Here is an 18,611-nt window from a genome sequence, read left to right as displayed (position 1 = left end):
TCATTATGCCATTAGTTATCTAATATCAAAGGATTTCATACCAAATTTTAATAGACGTAGCGACAATAAGGATGGCTAAAATCCACTGCAATACTTTCGTATTGGTCTTCTTTCCCACCATTGCCCCCAAAGGAGCCGCAAGAATGCTTGCCACGACCATCACCAATGCCGGTAGAAAGAGGACTTGTCCGGTTACCATCTTGCCCCCTGTGGAACCAATGGAAGATAAGAACGTAATCGCAAGGGACGAAGCAATCGTCATTCGTGTGGGGATCTTTAAAATGACTAGCATGATCGGAACCAAGAGAAACGCACCTGCCGCTCCCACAACACCAGACGCAACCCCCACGATTAAGGCTGAAATTACCGCTATCAAGGGGGGAAAGGTCACTTGATCATGCGGAATGTCTTCTTTTCCTTTTTTCGGTATGAACATCATGACCGCCGCTACCGTCGCTAAGATCGCATATACTACATTAATTTGACCCTCACTTAGAAACTTGGACCCGTATCCTCCAATAAAACTACCGATAAGAATACTGATTCCCATGTAAAGGATTAGTGACTTATTTAGGTAGCCCCCTTTACGATAGGCAAAGACACCCGTTAGCGTTGCAAAAAAGACTTGGACTGCACTAATACCTGCAACCTCATGTGTGCTAAAAGCGGCAAACCCCAAGAGAGGAGGGATATAAAGGAGCATAGGATACTTAATGATTGAGCCCCCGATCCCTACCATTCCCGAGATAAAGGAACCGCTAAAGCCGATGAGAAATAGTAAAAGGATAAATGAAATATCCATCACGGTCCCCTTCTTTCTTATACAAATAGGTTGTGGTTGGCATCATTCGCCTCTGCAAGGTAGGAAGCAACGCCTGCATATTCGATACCATCAATCAGCTCTTCTTTCGTGATTCCCAATACATCCATCGACATGGTACACGCAACCATCTTAATATCCAGCTCTTGTGCCAACTCAATCAGCTCTTGTAAAGTAACGATGTTTTTCTTTTTCATGGTGTATTTCATCATTTTGGCACCCAATCCACCAAAATTCATCTTAGAAGTTCCTAATTTCTCTGGTCCACGGGGAAGCATCTTGCCAAACATTTTATCCAACAAGGATTTTTTCACTGGTACAGCCTGTTCTTTACGCAGGATGTTTAATCCCCAAAAGGTAAAGAACATCGTCACTTCGTTTCCCATCGAAGCTGATCCAGTCGCTATGATATAACTAGCAATCGCTTTATCCAATTCGCCACTAAAGACAACCATGGTTGATTTCTTGTTTTCCATTACAATCTTCCTTTCTTTATCCGAAATACATGGACGCCGTTCTCTTGCTCTTGCTCCATGACTTCATGTCCAGTTGCCTTAGCCCATGCAGGGATATCTTGCTCCGCTCCGGAGTCGGTAGCATGAATTTCGAGCACCTGTCCCTTCTGTAATTTATCCATCGCTTTTTTAGCACGGACAACGGGCAGTGGGCAGGATAGGCCAGTGGCATCGAGTACGTGGTCAATTTTCATTTGTTCTTCCTCCTTGATGTTTCATTAGTCGTTTACCGCACAGCGGTTAGGTCCGATTTCCATCTCACGTTGCTCTTCCGAACTAGGGGTCATTTTCCCCATGTTGGTCAACCGAATTTCTTGATAAGCATTGGGTTGAGGAGGCAGATCATCCGTTACCATGTGCCGGAACTTTTCTTCATCTTCTACTTGCAATCCGGTATTATTTCCGTACAAATCTCCCAATCTAGCAAACACCCGTCCCTCTTCATCCATCTCACTCATTTTGCCAAAGTGAGCAGGGAGAACGATCAGCTCTGAAGAAAGCGCTCTATACCTTTCGTAAAGGGTCTCACGTAAATCCCCTACCCAGTCCTCCGCTTTCCCCGCTAAATCCGGGCGTCCAATGGAGTCGACAAACAAGATATCTCCTGATAAAAGGTACTGTTCATCTACAATGAGGGAGGTACTCCCGATGGTATGACCAGGAGAGTAGAGCGGTTGGATTTGGATGCGCGTCTTACCTATTTGAAGCTCTTTCCCTTCTTGCAAAGGCTCAAAAGAGAAAATCACCTCTTCCGCATCGGCTGGTGGAAGGTAGTAGGTCGCTCCTAACTTATCTGCTAAAGCTCGCCCACCAGAGATATGATCAGCATGTAAGTGGGTATCCAACAAGTAGTTGATGGTTAACCCCATCTTCTGCGCAAATTGTTCATATACATCCGTCATGCGCACCGCATCGATGATGGTGGCTTCTCCTTTAGACTCAATAAGATAAGAAAGACACCCTTTTCCGATACGGTTAAACTGATAGATACTGCCTCCGTCTTTTAGATCACCAATTTTTACGGGATAAAGGGTTTCACTCCACGTCCTCATACCACCTTCCAGGTAGTACACATCATCGACACCCGCTTCCACCAATTGCTCTGCTACAAATTGAGAGGAGCCCTCTTTGGCACAAACAACCAGAATATCACGTTCATCCTGGGGGAGTTTTTCTAATGCATGCTCTACCCCATCTAATAGGTCAAAGTAAGGAATGTTGACCGACTCTACTTTTTTTCCTTCGATTCGCCAATTGTGATAATCTTCTTCATTGCGTACATCAAGCACAAATAGTTCACCTTGAATCACTTTTTCTGCCGCTTCTTGAGCCGTCATCTTTTGCATGTCTTTCTCCCTCCTCTATATGGATGATCATTCGTTGCTTTCTGTCTTAATGGCTCCATTCCACTGGGACATACCTGGAATGACATTAACCACATCGTGATAACCGTGTTCCGTTAACTGTTTTGCTGCCATGTCGCTACGGTTCCCAGTACGACAGATCACATAGATACGCTTCTCTTTTGGAAGCTCGTGTAGACGCTCACCTAATTGCGCAAACGGAATGGATATCGCCTCTGGAATGTGCCCAAAAGCGTATTCCGCTGGCTCACGCACATCAATTAATAATGGCGCTTTAGATTGCTCCAACTCTCGAACAAGCTCTTCATTTTTCATCACAAGCGAATGTTGGTGTTCTTCTTTTAATTCACTCGGCTTGGATTTACGTAGATAATGCTTCAAAACTTCCCCCTCCTGTCTCGTCCCGAGGTATTGGTGCCCAGTATTCTTCGCCCAGCCTTGGATATCTGCATGTGAGCCCGGGTCGGTCGCTTGTAATTCGAGTACTTGGCCTGGCTCCATTTGGTCTATCGCCTTTTTGGTTCGTACAATCGGCATCGGACAGGATAGCCCTTGGCAATCGAGTTGTACATCTACTTTGATGGACATGGTTGATGCCTCCTTATTATTCGTTTTTACATATACCTGTATGGGTATATTGAGAAAGGTAAAAAAATACAGACCGGATTATAGTCTGTGTTTAATATGCTGTTACCCCTATGGGTATATAGTATGCGACGACAAAGAATTTGTCAACAGTAATTAAAAAAGAAATCCCGCTCGCACATACGTGAGAGAAGGATTTCTTTCTTCCTATATGATTCCTCCTAGATTAATGGCCTGGCACACTTACGGGCAGGGACCCTGTTGCCTCTACACTCCCTGTAATTACATCTACAGCCGCTTGTAAAGAGGCTTCCGTCGTACCGTATGTGCTAAGAATGGTACTCGCTTCTGGGAAAGCCATTACATCATATGGGGTATCGGTTGCTAGGACAATCACTTCCTTCCCCTCCTCAGAGAGCGATTTTACCAGCATGGCTTGTCCCTCATAGCGATTCGCCTGGTAAGTTCCAATAATCACTGTATCCACTTGTTTCGCTTGATCCAAAATAGATGATCGATCTGCTGATGTTGGTTCCAACTCCAATTCCTGTGTTGCTACTTGAAACCCTCGCTCCCGAAACAACGCTGCTAATTGATCCGTTTGTTGTACTCCTACGAGTAACAACGATCTCTTCTGTTCAACATCCAAGGGGATCGTCCTCTTCTCATCCTGTATTAATGTTATGGATTCCTCAGCAATCTTATCTGCTAATTTAGAGGCATCTTCCAATATCGGCTTTCTTTTATCCAAATCACTAGCAAAAGGCGCTTCTACTATTGAAGCATCTCCCACTTTTTTAGCCTTCAACGCTAAAATACGAGCGACAGATTGATCCACCCGCTCTTCAGTAATTTCTCCTTCTTCTACTGCCTCTTGCACAGCAGCTATCGCCTCTTGTTGGGTAGATAAGGTATGACCGATCAGAACAATATCCGCCCCGGCTTGTATGGACTGAACCGCAGCCTCAGCCGAACCGAAATTGTTTGCAATCGCTCCCATCTCCATATCATCCGTCATGATCACGCCTTGATATCCAGCCTTCTCACGCAAATACCCCGTCATAATCGGCTTTGATAAGGTGGCTGGTATCCCAGGTGTTGAATCTAGTGTAGGGAACGTAATATGAGCAACCATCATCGCCTCCACTTCCTCATCGACCGCACGCTGGAATGGAAGGAGTTCGATTTGTTCTAGTGCTTCCACTTCCTTGTCTACTGTAGGTAGATCAATATGCGAATCCACTCCAGTATCCCCATGGCCAGGAAAATGCTTCACCACACTGAGAACACCACCTTCCTGCTGTCCACGAACTGCCTCCAGACCCATTTCAGCCACCATTTCAGGATCATCACTATAAGACCGGACACCAATGATCGGATTTTCAGGGTTGCTATTCACATCCAAGGAGGGAGCTAGATTCATGTTGATCCCCAGTGTCCGCAGTTCTTCGGCCATAGCGAGAGAAGCCTGATAAGAAAGTGTTGGATCTTTGGTTGCACCTAACGCCATATTTCCCGGGAAAACCGTCGCCCCTTCTGTTAGGCGTACCACCTTTCCACCTTCCTGGTCGGTCGAAATCAACAACGGAATCTCTTTTCCCGCTGCTGTTGCTTGTTCCTGCAGTTTTGTATTTAAAGCCGCTACTTGCTCCGGACTCTCGATATTTCGGCCAAAGAGGATCACTCCTCCTACATGTTGCTGAGCAATCAGTTCTTTGGCTTGTGTTTCGCTTTCAAACCCCACCATAAACATCTGTCCTATTTTTTCTTGTAGACTCATCTCAGACATCTTTTCTTCTATCCATTGCTCCAAGCCTTCTTTTGTAGAAGGCAGTTCGGTTCGGTGTTGCTCCTCTTTTGTCTCAGGTTCGCCAGATTGATTGAAAACAAAAAACAACGCACATAGACTAGCCAGCAGTATAGCAAGCACCCCAAACATCTTACCCTTAGTAACTCCTCGCATCTAACCCCGCCCTTATTTCAAATGTAACTAAACAGTATACAAAAATCATTTTTCACTTCTACAAAGTGTAGCATAGTGAAAGCTTGTATTGCTATTTGATCAAATAAGAAAATAGTAGTCGCCGCCGTTAACCTAGTTATTACAATTAATAACAATCTATTGGACAAAAGCTACTGATCCCCTTATACTAGCAATCGTGGGATGAGCAAATAAGGAGGAACAGGATGAAAAAGAGCTTACTTATCAGTGGTTTTATACTTTCTTTCGTACTAGGTTCTAGTATTAGCTATGCGACCGATAAGTACGAAGACTATTTTGACTTAGTCGATCAAAATGAGGAAAATGTAGACTATTCACGTACCATCATCGATCGATCAGTTGCTGTGCTCGCTATTCATGGCGGAGGAATTGAGCCAGGAACTTCCGAAGTCGCCGAAGGGATTGCTGGTGAAAACTACTCTCTCTATAAATTTGAAGGAGTCCGTTCCAGTGGCAATAGTGAGCTACACGTCACATCAACCAACTTTAGTGATCCGGAAGCACTTCAGTTAGTCTCTTCAGCGCAAAATGTACTTTCTGTACACGGTACTTCAGGAGAAGAAAAAGCCATCTATGTCGGTGGACTCGATACAGCTTTACGAGATCGCATGATTGCCCAGTTAACTGCATCTGGATTTGATGCGCGTATAGCCACAGGTTCAATCGCTGGTACTAATAAAGAAAATATCGTCAACAAAGGAGCAACAGAAAAAGGAGTTCAATTAGAACTAACGAAAGCCCTTCGCGAAAGTCTATTTGATGACCACACAGGTTCCGATGATCGAGCAAGAACAAAGAATGAACAATACGATCGCTTGGTTCAGGCCATACGAAATAGCTTTGACGAAAATGAAGACACCCCGTTCTTAGCTGCAGAAGAAATGGCATTTTCCGATGCTCACCTTCCAGTCTATTCTAAAACGAACGATGTCCTAAGATCCGCAGAGAAATATATTGGGACGCCATATCAATGGGGAGCAGATTCCTATAGCGAATCCAATCAATTGTTTGACTGCTCTTCCTTTACACAGCAGGTATTTCGTGAAAATGGGATCTATCTCATGCGCAACTCGCGAGAGCAATCCACTCAAGGCAAAACGATTGTTTCAGTTTCTGCACCAGAAACATTCATCGGAGAAGGAACCGAAAAAGAAAAAGGCGATCGCTTAATTTTTGACGAAATAAAACCTCAACTAAAAAAAGGCGATCTTATCTTTTTTGATAATAAAGAAGAATCACCCAATGTAGAGAAAATACACCATGTAGCAATCTATATCAATGAACATACCTTGTTACATGCAACAGATACTTACGGTGTCAATTACACATACTTTACGGACAACCGCAAAAACAATATCGTTTCAGTTAAACGAATGATCGATGAAGCCTTGCCTACAGTAACCCAAGCCGATATCGTCGAAATCGGTGAGAAATATTTAGGAACTCCTCATTCCATTGATGGAGAACCTGGCACCACGTATGCTTCCAAATTTGTGCGGGATGTTTGGGGAGAAAAGGGGATTTCTCTTCCTGATACAGCACACGACATGTCACAAGTAGGACTCGATATTCCGCGGGAAGAATGGCAACAAGGGGATTTACTCTTCTTCGACAGTGATCATGATGATATCATCACGCATGTCGCCATTTATATCGATGAAAACACTCTACTCCACTCGACGGTTTCACAAGGTGTTCGCTATACCTCTTTCTCTTCCTATTGGCAAGATGCCTTAGTAGGAAGTAAACGTCTATTAGATCTTGAAGGAGTCATCCCTCTAAATAGTGAGCTCTTTCAAACAGCTACAGAGCTGGTGGATCAGGAGGAAGTAAGGGATATTGCCCCCAACGATGAGGATGGTAATACCCCCCTAATTACTCCTGACTCATCTAGGTTCGTACAAATCGTTTTCCAAAAACATCACATGGGAATGCCCCGTTACTCGGATCAGCAACGTCAGCTCGGAAAAGAAGTTTCCTTTGAACAGGCTGAACCTGGGGACCTCATCTTTTTCGACCAAGATCAAGATGGTGACTCTGACTATGTTGCTTTCTATGTGGATTCTAACACCATTTTACGTAGCTATTCCTCTTCTGGTACCCAATACCAAACATTAGCTGACTGGCGTAAAGCAGATATTATAGAAATGAAACGAATAGGAAGATAGGTTGGCAGAAAACCGTTGTGAGAGCTCTATCTCGCGATGGTTTTTTCTAGTATATAGTAGTTATTTATTGTATAATCCTTCTTTTTTGTGATTCTCACTTCGGTGGTTTTCTCTTTCCTCCTTTTTCATTATAATGGAAAGGTAGATTAAATAGTTTTATAGAAAGTCACTACCAGAATAGGAGAGAGGGACAATGAAAAAGGGGATTACCCTAATCACACTTTTTGCCATGCTATTGACATGCTTCGTTACAGTGGCAACGGCCAACCCTGATACTTACCAGCCACCTGAATATATTACACTGGATAACTCAGATCCCGAACACATAGTAAACGGAGACTGGTCCTCTTCCACAAAAGGGGAGAGATTTTATCGCTTTAACCATTTAGAAAGTAAGGGAAATCCACAGGAGTCTTCCGCTCGATTCCAATGGAACTTTGACATCCCCAAAGAAGGAAAGTACCGTCTGTGGGTGACTTTTACTCCTCAGGCAGACCGAGCTACTAAAGCTCCCTATGCAATCTATGAGAAAAACGGAAAAATCACTGAAAAGATCAATCAGCAAGAAAAGGAACAGGAATGGGTAGAGGTAGGTACATACACCTTTACGAAAGGAAGCAACAAAATCATTCAAACCAATAAGGCCAAGGGCACGGTTGATGTGGATGCGATTCGCCTGGAGCGGTTAAGTGCTCCTACTGAAGAGTCTCACAATCACTTTAACTATGAACAAGTCCAGCCCCCTGTAGAATCGAAAAAAGATCAGCCGAATCACGCACCTACTCCTGACGGGCCACAACCAGCCACACATTACAATGGTCCTCGTGATTCCAATAAAGTGGCTCTTACCTTTGATGATGGTCCACACCGCGAATATACTGCCCGTATTTTAGATATTCTGAAAGAAGAAAATGTTCCAGCTACATTCTTTGTCCTAGGAGAAAACACTGATCGCTATCCCCACCTTGTAAAGAGAGCCTATGAGGAAGGACATACCATCGCCAGCCATACGTGGGACCATCCACTGTTAACCAATCTATCCACTGAAGAAATTGAAAATCAATTGGATCGTACCCTCACCGAAGTCGAAAGTAACATTGGGGTATCAGTCGGATTAATGCGTCCTCCTTATGGTGCCGTTAGTGGAATTGAGAATAAAATTGAAAGCAAGGGGTACGAAATTATCAATTGGGATGTCGATACAGTCGACTGGGAGTCTGGTCGAACGGCGGATCAAATTTTACAATCTGTCAAGGATCAGGCTCGCTCTGGAAGCATTTTACTCCAACATGATGGAGGCGGAAATAGAGAAGCTACCGTTGAAGCCTTACCCGAGATCATCTCTTATCTCAGAGGAGAAGGGTATGAGCTCGTCACCGTAAATGAATTACTTGACATATCTGCTTATGGGAATACAGATGAAAATACTTTCATTCTTGATAACCAAGATGATGCTCATGCAACCACTGGGAACTGGATTCAATCCACCAATATATCCGGCTATTACAGTACGAACTACCAAGCCAATTCCGGTGGATCTGGAGAAGACACTTTTACTTGGAACTTTGATTTACCCTCTGAGGGATCCTATAACGTATCCGCCTATTACACTGCCGCCTTTGATCGTGCAACCGATTCTCCTTACACCATTCACTCCACAGAGGGAGAGACCACTCTTGAAGTAAACCAACAACAGAATGGAGGAAAATGGGTTGACCTCGGCACCTATAACTTCAACAGTGGTGCGAATAAGATTGTGCAAACGGATGACGCCAATGGCTATGTTATTGCTGATGCCATTCGTATCGAAAAAATGCAACCGACATTGGACACTCTCACATTAGATAATATGGATCCAGACCATCATCAAGAGGGAACATGGGGAACCTCTACAAATGTCTCTGGGTATTACAACTCCAACTATCAATACCATTCCACCGGCGAAGGAAACAACACCTTTACCTGGAACTTCAATTTAGAAACAGCAGGTACGTATCGCGTCTCCGTTGCCTATACGGCCGCATTTGATCGCGCTACCAGTGCGCCCTATACCGTTCATTCAACAGAGGGAACCACCACCCGAAAGGTAGACCAAACCAAAAACGGTTCAACATGGATAGATATCGGTACCTACAACTTTAATAGCGGGACCAACAAAGTTGTGCAAACCGATAATGCTGATGGCTATGTCATCGCGGATGCCATTCGCATAGAAAAAGTAGGCGACAAATAGGGTAATTATGCATGACTCTTAGTAGCATGAATATAAAAAGCCTTCCTTCTCCAGTGAGTCTGGTGATGGAAGGCTTCTGTATAGCTGATCCCTATTCTTTCTATGTCTATCCTTTATTTAACAGATACGCACTATCTCAAAAAAGAGCACCATAGGAATACTTTCAACCTCTTCATTCCTTAAGCACGGATTACGTTTATCTTTCTGAATGGGATTACATCTCTACTTCCGGGCCATATCAATCAAGTAGAATCAACATTCCATCTGTTTTCTCGCAAGTCAGCATAAGCTGAAACCAGGTGATCATCGTCACTATCTTTCAAGTTCCTCCCCTTAATAACTAATCAACGCCGCCATCAACAAGCCGGTGGTTACGCTCAGAAAACAAGCAAAAATCCCGACGGCTACATTTCCTTTAGGAATTTCAGATACCACACGGAAGGGCGTCACCAACTCAAACAAATAAAAGACGAGGACTTGAAAGACCGCTCCGATGACACCCCAGATGACGAGGTCTACCAGACTAACTGCATGAATGGCCGTCGACGCCAATACCAGTCCCAAGCCAAGAATCTTTCCTCCTAAATCGTAAGAAGCTGCCTTGGCAGCGTGAATCTTCTGCGGATCATCCGTCTCTGCTCCCGCTTTAATCAGTTCATACTCTTTGTATGGGGTAGTAATCAAGAAAAGTAGGATACCAAATGCCAATACGGGCAAGGTCACACCCAAATAGGTCAAAAAGCTCAGGATATAAGGCAACTGCTCCATCATAATAAATTTTCTCCTCTCTGTATTGGAAATGCTCTTCTTCCTTCGTTAACATTACTCGCATGCTTCTCAGCTAACTTCGAAATCAGTTCAATCGCGTAGTGCAACGGGCAGAAAATACGACAGGTTGCCTGTAATGGGCCCGTCCACTCGGGATAGAATCGCCGATGCCCGGCCACCAATTAGGAAAGATCCCCACAACTGCTGTCCACGAAATAGCCCTTTCTGCGTCATCGTCTCCACTTCTTCCATTTCCACGCGCGCCTGATACACTTTCATCTGTTGCCAGTAGTTCTCCTCTACATCCTGCGCGTCAATATTGCCTTCTGCATCATACAAGACCACCGCTCCCCCTTCTCGACCAAATATCGGCTTTTCCACATAAGGCTGTTGGTGGAGAAAACGGTTCTCAAGATAAGTAGGGAGCATATAGGTGGCAATCACCTCGTGTTCCTCTTCGGTAAAAAACTGACCTTCTTCATGTAGGCTCCATATTAAAGCTTGCAATGCCTTACTCTGCCCGATAAACGCCGCCGGAGGGTTAATCAAGGCTAGCTTTTCGCGTGCGACCAAATCGAGGACATGTTCCCCTGTTGGGTAATCATCCTCATCGCGATCTTCCACCAGAATTTCCAACGGATGAAGGCGGTACCACATATCGATAGGAATGGACTCTTCTCCTCGTAGTGCAAATAGGTGCTCATCCTGGACACGTAGATCGGCTAAAGGAATAAACTCCCCCGCCAGGCCCGATTGATTCAGCAGATAACGAACCGTGCCCGCATCTTCTTCATGCCAGCCCAAGGAACTAAAAACGATCTGCTCTGCTTTACGTCCCTGCTTGCGATAGCTCTCTATGATTTGATGGAAAGCGGTCTGAATGTCTGCACTCTTTCCGTGATTGGGATCTTCTTCACCAAAAGCCGCGCACACCCGTCCATTCACATAGAAAGCTTCCACAATACCGGTCGGCGTATCCGCGTTCAACTCTAACATCTTCAATCCTTGTGCGGTCTGGGCAAAGTCAAAGCGGCCAATTGTGGTTGGAATCTTCGGGTCGACCACCGTACGTACAGCGTCAAAAGTAGCAGACGGAATTCCGAGGGATGCCAACAATTCATCCTCTCCTGCTTGCACCACTTCAATCACACGGGCAAAAATGCGGCCCAATGCTTCGGTCGCCACCATCATTTCACGATAAAAGGAACGAGAAATTGGATTCACACTGGCAAGGGCATACTCTTCACCGTAGAGCCAGTCCCATGTAAACACGCCTTCCTCTCGCAAAGGAGTGTAGATCGCTTGCCGCCTGGTTTCATAAGATGAAGGCACGTGCATCACCCCCCATAGCTTGAAGAACGAGAATTACTTCCCAGTCCCCCACTGCTTGAGCTACTACCAGAAGAACCGGAGCTAATACCCGACACTTTTTTAAATACTTTCTTCCCATTCTTCATAATATAGCTGCTACTTATTTTGCCATCTCCATCATCACAATAGCCATCTTCATCCTCGTCGTAACAGACTTCTTCCTCAGCAAACTCCTCTTCATAAGCAGCGTCTTCAAACTCCTCTTCTTCTTGTACTTCTTCTGTACAGCCGGTCGAGATAAGCGCCGCAGTAGCAAATAGACTGACCACTTTAGCCGTCTTACTCCACTCAACCCCATTTTTCACGTCCATTTTCCCTCTCCTTCCGTTCACTCGGCTGCAAATAAAGGACATAGGTCTTGCGATTTTCATCTACTTCCGCCGAAGTTTTTAACCATACTTGTCCATCCAAACGGAGCTCATCACTCATCAACCGCAAAGCGATTTCTTCGTAGCTAGAGAGATACCAGGTATGGCGCACGGGATAATAAGTAGCCTCTTCGAGAAAATGACGTACCTCCAGCTTCATCCCTTGCCACTGTGGTGCTTCGATCTGCTCTTCACTAATCACTTCTTCTTCCGCTGCTTCCTGCACAAAGAGGATCACTTTCTCTCCGTCAAGTGCGACTGACTCCAGTTCGTATACTTTCGTTCCTTTGACGAAATAATCGCAGAGTGCACGCGTAGTAATCTCGCCTTCTGTCACTTCCGGATAGCGAGCAATTAAAGGAAACCCTCGTTCTTCCTCCTTCAGGCGATATTCCAACGACTTCATGACCCTTTACCTCTCTTCTTCTGTTTGCATGAGCTGCTTCCAAACGAGCTCGTCCAATGCAGATGCCTCTATGCGTGCATCAGGTAAGGTGGATACGATTCCTTCCAACCGATGGAGCTCATCCCGGATAAAATCATTGACGAAAGGATCGGCCATGATTCGCCCCTTCTCCTCCGCCCGCTTCTTCACTTCCAACCATTCCTCGATCTTCTTCACTAAGGTAGGCGATAAATCTAAACCTGCTACTGTATCGTTAAAAGAGGTAGGTGGAATGCTTTCACCACTCTCCAACCAACGCATCGCCAAAACCGCACGGAGCGTATAGAGGTACTTCTTGAGAATGACGTGTGTTTCTCCTTCAATAAACTCCTCGTAATGGCGACGACCCATATGTAAGTAATGATAAGTAAGGCGTTTAAAAGAAACCCTCTCTTTTACCCAGGTTCGTAGTAGGGAGGCAAAACTTCCTCTCTCCACATATACAATCGGAGAATCGAGCCATTCTGCCATGGAGGGATTGGATTTCTGAAAGAGACGAAGGCTTTTATACAAATCCCACCCCACGATGTCCAAATCTTGATCAATTGGACGCTCGATCACGTCACGTGGAGGAGACAGCCGTAAATATTCTTTAAGAGGGCGCACGTAAATAAAACGCACATCGTAGTCGCTGTTGGGGGAAGCAAATCCCCATGCGCGCGATCCGGATTCCACTGCGTACAAAACGGTCACGTTTTCTTCCTCTTCTATTTCTCGCAACTTTGCTTGAATCACTTCTTGCACAGACGATAGCAACCTTTCTCTACAAAATTTTGATGTGTTTCTTGGCAATCCGGTAATAGGGATCGAGCTGGAATTCCCCCTCTAAGGAGAGCAATAACAAGACATGGTCGGTTTGTCGATAGCACTCAAGAAAAATGCGCCACATTTCATCCTTGAATACCTTTTCTTCTATCGAGGGATCTTGGTCCTTTGTGGTCACAACCGAAAAACAAAGCACATCGGTCTCCACCGGCTCCACTTTAATAGAGATCTGCTCCAATAGGCCACTAGACGCATGAACGTAACTTTCGAGCCATTGTCGAATACGTTTCACTTGATCGACATCTGAACATTCGAACGAAATAAAAGGTTCCGGTTGTTGTTCTTCAATCTCGTATCCACCCACCAACAAATCATCGACTGCTAAGTTAGACATATGATCCCTCTCCCTTGTTTGAGGTTTTCTCAGTCGAAGCCATCTCTTATCCACCGATCCGCAAAACACCTTCGCCAGAGGCGAAGGTGCCGAATCTGGTTCACTACAACCCTTTTGTAGCTAGTCTATGGACACAATTTTAAATTGGATCGTTCCACCCGGAGTAGGAACATTAACGGTTTCTCCTTCACGCTTGCCAATCAGTTCAGCCCCGATGGGCGACTCATTGGAGATCTTTCCTTCGGAAGGGTTAGACTCTGCGCTTCCCACAATCTTGTACACTTCTTCTTCGCCATCAGGCACTTCCTGAATCGTCACTTGGGCACCAATGCTTACGTAGTTCTTATTTTGCGTGTCTTGATCAATAATCTTCGCATTACGGATCATATTTTCTAAGGTCACAATACGTGATTCTACGAAAGCTTGCTCTTCTTTTGCAGCATCGTACTCGGCGTTCTCACTTAAGTCACCCTGTGAAATCGCTTCTTTCAAGCGCTGCGCTACTTCATGGCGTTTCTTCGTTTTTAATTGCTCTAACTCATCTTTTACTTTCTCTAAACCTTCTTCAGTTAATAAAACCTCTTTATTCGTCGACATAACCGTTCTTCCTCCCTTTATCAAAAAAAGCCCTCCTCCGAATGAAGTTAACCTATTTCTATTCCAAGGGTGCGGGAACATTCCTGCAACCTGGCATTCGGACCGAGAGAGACTTATCCAGATTCAAATACTTAATATGGATTTTATCAAAATGTGAGCGATGATGCGAGGGGGTATTCCATTTTTTCTCCACACTGCCCCTTTTTTCGTTATACTGAAAAGGGAATGAGCCTCTGTTTGCGAAAGGAGAAAAGTGTTCATGAACGCGTTGAAAACGATGTTAAAAGTAATATTAATCGTGGTTCTCGCTGGGTTAGCCCCTTTGCTCGTTGTTCCCTTCCTCGGTGGGTCGCCTCCGTATTCTCCGACCATGTTTGCGGGTTATCTTTTCTTGCAAAATACCCTATTCGTCCTATTTTCCCTTACTCTGTGGAAGTTATGGGAGAAACGCCCCTTCATGGACATGGGCCTTCGTGATTCAACGGGCCTCTCTCACTTCTTCTATGGTAGTGGTATAGGCATGATGGTGATCTTCTTCTCCTTTGTCTTGCTATGGATTTCCCCTTTCCTCACGATTGCACAATTTGGCACCACAAATCTACTCTTCCCAGCCTTCGTAACCACTTTCAGCTTCCTCTTCGTCTCTATAGGTGAGGAAGTATTGAGCAGGGGATATATTCAATCCCTGTTGATCAATCAGCTAGGAAAAACCGGAGGGATTTTTATCACCTCGCTTCTCTTTGCCGCATTTCACCTGCAAAACCCGCATTTTACCTGGCTCTCCTTTACAAATATTATGTTAGCAGGAATCTTATTGGGCCTGGCTAAAGAGTGGTCCGGTAGCCTCTGGCTTCCTATCGGTTTGCATTGGATGTGGAACTGGACACAGGCGATGCTGGGCATTCCTGTTTCGGGCATGAAAATAATGCCTGAATCGTACTTTCAACTAGAAATAACAGGCCCTCACTGGCTAACAGGGGGTGCTTTCGGGTTTGAAGGAGGGTTAATTGGCTCATTCGCCATTGGTGTTGGTATTCTCCTTCTCTTTCTTATCACCCGCGGTCGGCATTAACCAAGTGCTTCGGAGTTCTCCCTTGTATTACAGCAATTAGATTCTCGACTGCTAACAGCGCCATCTTTTCTCTGGTCGCCAAAGTAGAGCTTCCTAAATGAGGAGCCAACACCACATTTTCTAATTGCTTTAGTTCAACAGGCACCGTTGGTTCCTCTTCATACACATCCAAACCCGCTCCAGCGATCGTACCCTGCTGTAGCGCAGCCACCAGTGCTTCTTCGTCTACTAGCGCTCCGCGTGCGGTGTTGATGAGAATAGCACTCTTTTTCATTTGTTGTAACTCCTGTTGCCCGATCATGTGGGTTGTTGCTGTTGTTAACGGGGCATGAAGGGATACAAAGTCGGAAACGGTCAAAAGTTCGTCGAGCAATACAGCCTGAACTCCCCATTGTTCTTTGATCTGTGTAGACAGCGGGGTGCGTGTATAGACACACACCTTCATACCAAAACCTTGAGCACGTCGAGCTACGGCGCGTCCAATTCTTCCAAAACCAATAATCCCGAGTGTAGAGCCATACACTTCTTGTCCCAACATAAACAAGGGAGACCAGCCTGTCCATGCGCCGCGTCGTACACACCGATCCCCTTCACTTACTCGCCGCGCGCTATTTAACATCAGTGCCCATGCCAAATCCGCTGTCGCCTCCGTCAGCACATCGGGGGTATTGGTCACCACGATTCCACACTCTGCCGCCACTTCCAGATCAATATTATTGTAACCGACTCCATGGTTGCTAATCACTCGCAACCGTTTCGCCGCACGAATCACTTCGCCATCGATCGGATCGGTTACCATACTCAGGACGCCTTCTTTATCTTCAAGGGACCGGATAAACTCTTCCTTCGTCATCGATCGATCCACCTCGTTTCGCTCCACTTCACACACTTCTTGGAGCCTCTTAAGCCCACTCTCCACGATCGCTCGCGTGACCAACACTTTTGGCTTCATTCTATACAAATCCTTTCTTATTCAAGTCCTTTTTCTGTGAACGAAAGAATAAACCACAGAATATCAAAACAAACATTCCATTGGTAAATACCCCGCTCATACATTAAGCGTACATTTTGTTTCTATATTTGGATGAGCTCATCTAATTGCCCTTCCTGAGCTTGCACAAATTTCATTTTCAGCAAAAGAAAGCGAGAAGCCATCGACAACTTCCCCCAGTTGTTTGTTGATGACCGGAACGTCATCAACAAAATGAAAACTATTTTATACTATATTTATCTAAATATTCTATCGCTAGATTTTCCATCACTATTAAATTATACTAATTAAGTATGAAAAGAAAGAAGCTTTGAACCGCTGGTATGATTGCACTCCTATTATTGAACAAACCTTGTTTTTATAATAAAGATAGTTGACAAAATAAATGATTAATCGAATCAGGGGGCGTAATATGACTGTATTAGAAGCAAAAAATGTTTCTAAAAAAGTAGGATCTCGAAAAATCATCGATCATATGACTTTTCATGTGAATAAAGGTACCATCTGTGGCTTCCTTGGCCCAAATGGTGCTGGTAAAACAACATTAATACGTTTATTTACTGGGTTAATCCGTCCTGACGAAGGTGATTTATTTATTAATGGTATTAGTGTCACAGCAAATCGCACTGATGCATTACGCAACATTGGCGCAATTGTAGAATCTCCTATCTTTTTTCCTTATCTAACTGGAAGAAAAGCTTTATTAAACCTGGCTCGTCTGCATCCTACACTTCCTAGTAAAGAGCGTAAATCTAAAGTAGAGGAAGTACTAAAGCGTGTTGGACTCACATCTGCTGCTGATCAAAAAGTAGGCTCCTATTCTTTAGGGATGAAACAACGTCTAGGAATTGCCCAAGCATTACTTGGAAATCCAGAAATCATTATATTAGATGAGCCTGCCAACGGATTAGATCCTATGGGTATGAAAGAATTACGTAAACTCATTCTCGATTTACGAAACGAGTTAAACATTAGCTTTTTTATTTCTAGCCATTTATTGGACGAACTACAACAGATGTGTGATCATCTAGTCGTAATCAAAGAAGGAAAATTTATTCATGAAGGTCCTATTTCCGAAATCGCTGGTGAAACCTTGTATCATTATCATGTACAGCCTACTAAAAAAGCAATATCGCTTATTCAAAAACATTTCCCCGTAAAAGAATTAGAATCAGATATACTACAAGTGAAAATAAGTGATGAAGAAGTTGCAGATTTAAATACAAATCTTATTCATCATGGTATACAAATTCTGAGTATCGAAAAAAGGCAAAAGCGTCTTGAAGATGTCTTTATTGAGATGGTGAACACATGATTTCTTTAATGATAAGTGAATGGGAGCGTTTGTGGAGTCGTAAAATAACTTGGATTATATTTGCTTCTATCCCTATCATACTGCTATTGACCGGAAAATATTATTTAAGCCTGAATTCACAACTGTCACCGGATAGTCCACAATTTGCTGTTCGAGATAACTTCCCAATTTTAGCACTGTCTGAGCAATTAGTATTAGTATACAACTTAATTTTATTGTTGCTACTTGTTTACTCCATTACCGAAGAGTACACCACAGGACAAATTAGAATGATTATGATTCGATCTTACTCTTTTGCACAACTCCTTTTTGCTAAATGGTTTACCATCATGGGGATCGTATTGCTTTTTCATACCGTCTACTTTGGACTTAGTTATCTTTTTGGAGCATGGTTGTTTCCCAGTACTGAGGAAGTCCATTTATTTTATTATAGCGATCCTGTTGGTAGTGGCCCAGCATTTTCATATAACTTACGTTACTATTTTATAGCTATCTTTACCTTAATGGCGATGTCTGCTGTTATCTCATTTATAGCAGTAATCAGCCAGTCAACAACAACAGCAATTGGCATTACGATTGCCTTTTTGCTCGCGTCTTTTAGCTATCCCATTATACTAACGGTATTTACTGCAGGACTCGAGCCACCACTAGCATCAGAATGGTTTTTTCTATCTCTCACACAGATCCAATATCAAGGCATAGCACTTGCTCTCGGAGAGACCCCTAAATTCTTTTATTTTAACAGTGTAATCACACTCGTATATATGGTTGTATTTTCATTATTTTCATATCTCGTATTTACAAAACGCGATCGATTCATATAGAAGGAGGCCACCTC

General features: G+C 44.1%; 18 protein-coding genes and 1 pseudogene. 5 read left to right on the top strand and 14 right to left on the bottom strand.

The genetic code is table 11. The features are described 5' to 3' along the window. Positions 1-25 precede the first annotated feature (25 nt). The 6 genes from AC6RGY_RS01270 to nagZ form a co-directional block, all read right to left on the bottom strand. The gene (locus AC6RGY_RS01270) at positions 26-802 is read right to left on the bottom strand and encodes a sulfite exporter TauE/SafE family protein (protein ID WP_499859054.1); all 777 of its coding nucleotides are present in this window, start codon (positions 800-802) and stop codon (positions 26-28) included. Positions 803-819: 17 nt separating this feature from the next. Then, entirely contained in the window at positions 820-1,296 is a 477-nt protein-coding gene (locus AC6RGY_RS01265) for a DsrE/DsrF/DrsH-like family protein (protein WP_499859053.1), read from the bottom strand. Next, complete coding sequence (locus tag AC6RGY_RS01260) at positions 1,296-1,529, bottom strand: sulfurtransferase TusA family protein (RefSeq protein WP_499859051.1); 234 nt, start codon at positions 1,527-1,529, stop codon at positions 1,296-1,298. The genes AC6RGY_RS01265 and AC6RGY_RS01260 overlap by 1 nt, the downstream gene beginning before the upstream one ends. A 24-nt stretch (positions 1,530-1,553) precedes the next feature. Further along, complete coding sequence (locus AC6RGY_RS01255; protein WP_499859050.1) at positions 1,554-2,681, bottom strand: MBL fold metallo-hydrolase; 1,128 nt, start codon at positions 2,679-2,681, stop codon at positions 1,554-1,556. Positions 2,682-2,708: 27 nt separating this feature from the next. Further along, positions 2,709-3,287: a sulfurtransferase TusA family protein gene (locus AC6RGY_RS01250; protein ID WP_499859047.1), complete on the bottom strand. Its 579-nt coding sequence runs from the start codon at positions 3,285-3,287 to the stop codon at positions 2,709-2,711. Positions 3,288-3,510: 223 nt separating this feature from the next. Next, positions 3,511-5,247 carry a beta-N-acetylhexosaminidase gene (nagZ, locus tag AC6RGY_RS01245; RefSeq protein ID WP_499859045.1) on the bottom strand — a complete coding sequence of 579 codons (1,737 nt, stop codon included), beginning with the start codon at positions 5,245-5,247 and terminating at the stop codon, positions 3,511-3,513. Positions 5,248-5,471: 224 nt separating this feature from the next. Here nagZ and AC6RGY_RS01240 point away from each other — a divergent pair, with 224 nt between their 5' ends. Together AC6RGY_RS01240 and AC6RGY_RS01235 are read left to right on the top strand one after the other, a co-directional pair. Then, on the top strand, positions 5,472-7,454 hold the full coding sequence (locus AC6RGY_RS01240) for a poly-gamma-glutamate hydrolase family protein (protein WP_499859044.1): 1,983 nt from the start codon (positions 5,472-5,474) through the stop codon (positions 7,452-7,454). A 193-nt stretch (positions 7,455-7,647) separates the two neighbouring features. Continuing rightward, the gene (locus tag AC6RGY_RS01235) at positions 7,648-9,687 is read left to right on the top strand and encodes a golvesin C-terminal-like domain-containing protein (RefSeq protein ID WP_499859042.1); all 2,040 of its coding nucleotides are present in this window, start codon (positions 7,648-7,650) and stop codon (positions 9,685-9,687) included. Positions 9,688-10,020: 333 nt separating this feature from the next. Here the strand turns inward: AC6RGY_RS01235 and AC6RGY_RS01230 are convergent, their stop codons facing one another. The 7 genes from AC6RGY_RS01230 to greA form a co-directional block, all read right to left on the bottom strand. After that, complete coding sequence (locus AC6RGY_RS01230) at positions 10,021-10,458, bottom strand: DUF350 domain-containing protein (protein WP_499859040.1); 438 nt, start codon at positions 10,456-10,458, stop codon at positions 10,021-10,023. Positions 10,459-10,545: 87 nt separating this feature from the next. Next, a complete protein-coding gene (locus AC6RGY_RS01225) occupies positions 10,546-11,793 on the bottom strand; it encodes a glutathionylspermidine synthase family protein (protein ID WP_499859039.1) in 1,248 nt (415 codons plus the stop codon). Next, the gene (locus AC6RGY_RS01220; protein WP_499859037.1) at positions 11,793-12,137 is read right to left on the bottom strand and encodes a hypothetical protein; all 345 of its coding nucleotides are present in this window, start codon (positions 12,135-12,137) and stop codon (positions 11,793-11,795) included. Before AC6RGY_RS01220 ends, AC6RGY_RS01225 begins: the two co-directional genes overlap by 1 nt. After that, on the bottom strand, positions 12,115-12,600 hold the full coding sequence (locus tag AC6RGY_RS01215; RefSeq protein WP_499859035.1) for a hypothetical protein: 486 nt from the start codon (positions 12,598-12,600) through the stop codon (positions 12,115-12,117). Before AC6RGY_RS01215 ends, AC6RGY_RS01220 begins: the two co-directional genes overlap by 23 nt. Positions 12,601-12,606: 6 nt before the next feature. Continuing rightward, positions 12,607-13,383 carry a nucleotidyltransferase domain-containing protein gene (locus AC6RGY_RS01210; protein ID WP_499859033.1) on the bottom strand — a complete coding sequence of 259 codons (777 nt, stop codon included), beginning with the start codon at positions 13,381-13,383 and terminating at the stop codon, positions 12,607-12,609. Between the two features lie 19 nt (positions 13,384-13,402). Continuing rightward, entirely contained in the window at positions 13,403-13,798 is a 396-nt protein-coding gene (locus AC6RGY_RS01205) for a hypothetical protein (RefSeq protein ID WP_499859032.1), read from the bottom strand. A gap of 120 nt (positions 13,799-13,918) precedes the next feature. Then, positions 13,919-14,395: a transcription elongation factor GreA gene (greA, locus tag AC6RGY_RS01200; protein WP_499859031.1), complete on the bottom strand. Its 477-nt coding sequence runs from the start codon at positions 14,393-14,395 to the stop codon at positions 13,919-13,921. Positions 14,396-14,654: 259 nt separating this feature from the next. Between greA and AC6RGY_RS01195 the strand changes: the two genes are divergently transcribed. Then, a complete protein-coding gene (locus AC6RGY_RS01195; RefSeq protein WP_499859029.1) occupies positions 14,655-15,467 on the top strand; it encodes a CPBP family intramembrane glutamic endopeptidase in 813 nt (270 codons plus the stop codon). Here the strand turns inward: AC6RGY_RS01195 and AC6RGY_RS01190 are convergent. Next, the gene (locus tag AC6RGY_RS01190; protein ID WP_499859028.1) at positions 15,448-16,419 is read right to left on the bottom strand and encodes a 2-hydroxyacid dehydrogenase; all 972 of its coding nucleotides are present in this window, start codon (positions 16,417-16,419) and stop codon (positions 15,448-15,450) included. The genes AC6RGY_RS01195 and AC6RGY_RS01190 overlap by 20 nt on opposite strands. A gap of 451 nt (positions 16,420-16,870) precedes the next feature. On the opposite strand from AC6RGY_RS01190, the pseudogene AC6RGY_RS01185 reads away from it, so the two are divergent. Both AC6RGY_RS01185 and AC6RGY_RS01180 read left to right on the top strand, forming a co-directional pair. After that, positions 16,871-17,539, top strand: a pseudogene (locus tag AC6RGY_RS01185) (ABC transporter ATP-binding protein); the annotation flags it as partial. Between the two features lie 230 nt (positions 17,540-17,769). After that, positions 17,770-18,597 (top strand): DUF2705 family protein, encoded by an 828-nt coding sequence (locus AC6RGY_RS01180; protein WP_499859026.1) that lies wholly within the window; start codon positions 17,770-17,772, stop codon positions 18,595-18,597. Positions 18,598-18,611: the final 14 nt, after the last annotated feature.

The organism is Mechercharimyces mesophilus, from assembly GCF_059818345.1.
Note: the sequence above shows the minus strand (reverse complement) of the source record. Positions and strands in the feature narration are given on the sequence as shown.

Excerpts from the sequence above, each read along its gene's own strand:
- AC6RGY_RS01205 (WP_499859032.1), bottom strand. The coding sequence starts at position 13,798 with ATGTCTAACTTAGCAGTCGATGATTTGTTGGTGGGTGGATACGAGATT.
- AC6RGY_RS01265 (WP_499859053.1), bottom strand. The coding sequence starts at position 1,296 with ATGGAAAACAAGAAATCAACCATGGTTGTCTTTAGTGGCGAATTGGAT.
- AC6RGY_RS01215 (WP_499859035.1), bottom strand. The coding sequence starts at position 12,600 with ATGAAGTCGTTGGAATATCGCCTGAAGGAGGAAGAACGAGGGTTTCCT.
- AC6RGY_RS01235 (WP_499859042.1), top strand. The coding sequence starts at position 7,648 with ATGAAAAAGGGGATTACCCTAATCACACTTTTTGCCATGCTATTGACA.
- AC6RGY_RS01190 (WP_499859028.1), bottom strand. The coding sequence starts at position 16,419 with ATGAAGCCAAAAGTGTTGGTCACGCGAGCGATCGTGGAGAGTGGGCTT.
- AC6RGY_RS01180 (WP_499859026.1), top strand. The coding sequence starts at position 17,770 with ATGATTTCTTTAATGATAAGTGAATGGGAGCGTTTGTGGAGTCGTAAA.
- greA (WP_499859031.1), bottom strand. The coding sequence starts at position 14,395 with ATGTCGACGAATAAAGAGGTTTTATTAACTGAAGAAGGTTTAGAGAAA.
- AC6RGY_RS01230 (WP_499859040.1), bottom strand. The coding sequence starts at position 10,458 with ATGATGGAGCAGTTGCCTTATATCCTGAGCTTTTTGACCTATTTGGGT.
- AC6RGY_RS01225 (WP_499859039.1), bottom strand. The coding sequence starts at position 11,793 with ATGCACGTGCCTTCATCTTATGAAACCAGGCGGCAAGCGATCTACACT.
- AC6RGY_RS01195 (WP_499859029.1), top strand. The coding sequence starts at position 14,655 with ATGAACGCGTTGAAAACGATGTTAAAAGTAATATTAATCGTGGTTCTC.
- AC6RGY_RS01220 (WP_499859037.1), bottom strand. The coding sequence starts at position 12,137 with ATGGACGTGAAAAATGGGGTTGAGTGGAGTAAGACGGCTAAAGTGGTC.
- AC6RGY_RS01260 (WP_499859051.1), bottom strand. The coding sequence starts at position 1,529 with ATGAAAATTGACCACGTACTCGATGCCACTGGCCTATCCTGCCCACTG.
- AC6RGY_RS01240 (WP_499859044.1), top strand. The coding sequence starts at position 5,472 with ATGAAAAAGAGCTTACTTATCAGTGGTTTTATACTTTCTTTCGTACTA.
- nagZ (WP_499859045.1), bottom strand. The coding sequence starts at position 5,247 with ATGCGAGGAGTTACTAAGGGTAAGATGTTTGGGGTGCTTGCTATACTG.
- AC6RGY_RS01255 (WP_499859050.1), bottom strand. The coding sequence starts at position 2,681 with ATGCAAAAGATGACGGCTCAAGAAGCGGCAGAAAAAGTGATTCAAGGT.
- AC6RGY_RS01250 (WP_499859047.1), bottom strand. The coding sequence starts at position 3,287 with ATGTCCATCAAAGTAGATGTACAACTCGATTGCCAAGGGCTATCCTGT.
- AC6RGY_RS01270 (WP_499859054.1), bottom strand. The coding sequence starts at position 802 with ATGGATATTTCATTTATCCTTTTACTATTTCTCATCGGCTTTAGCGGT.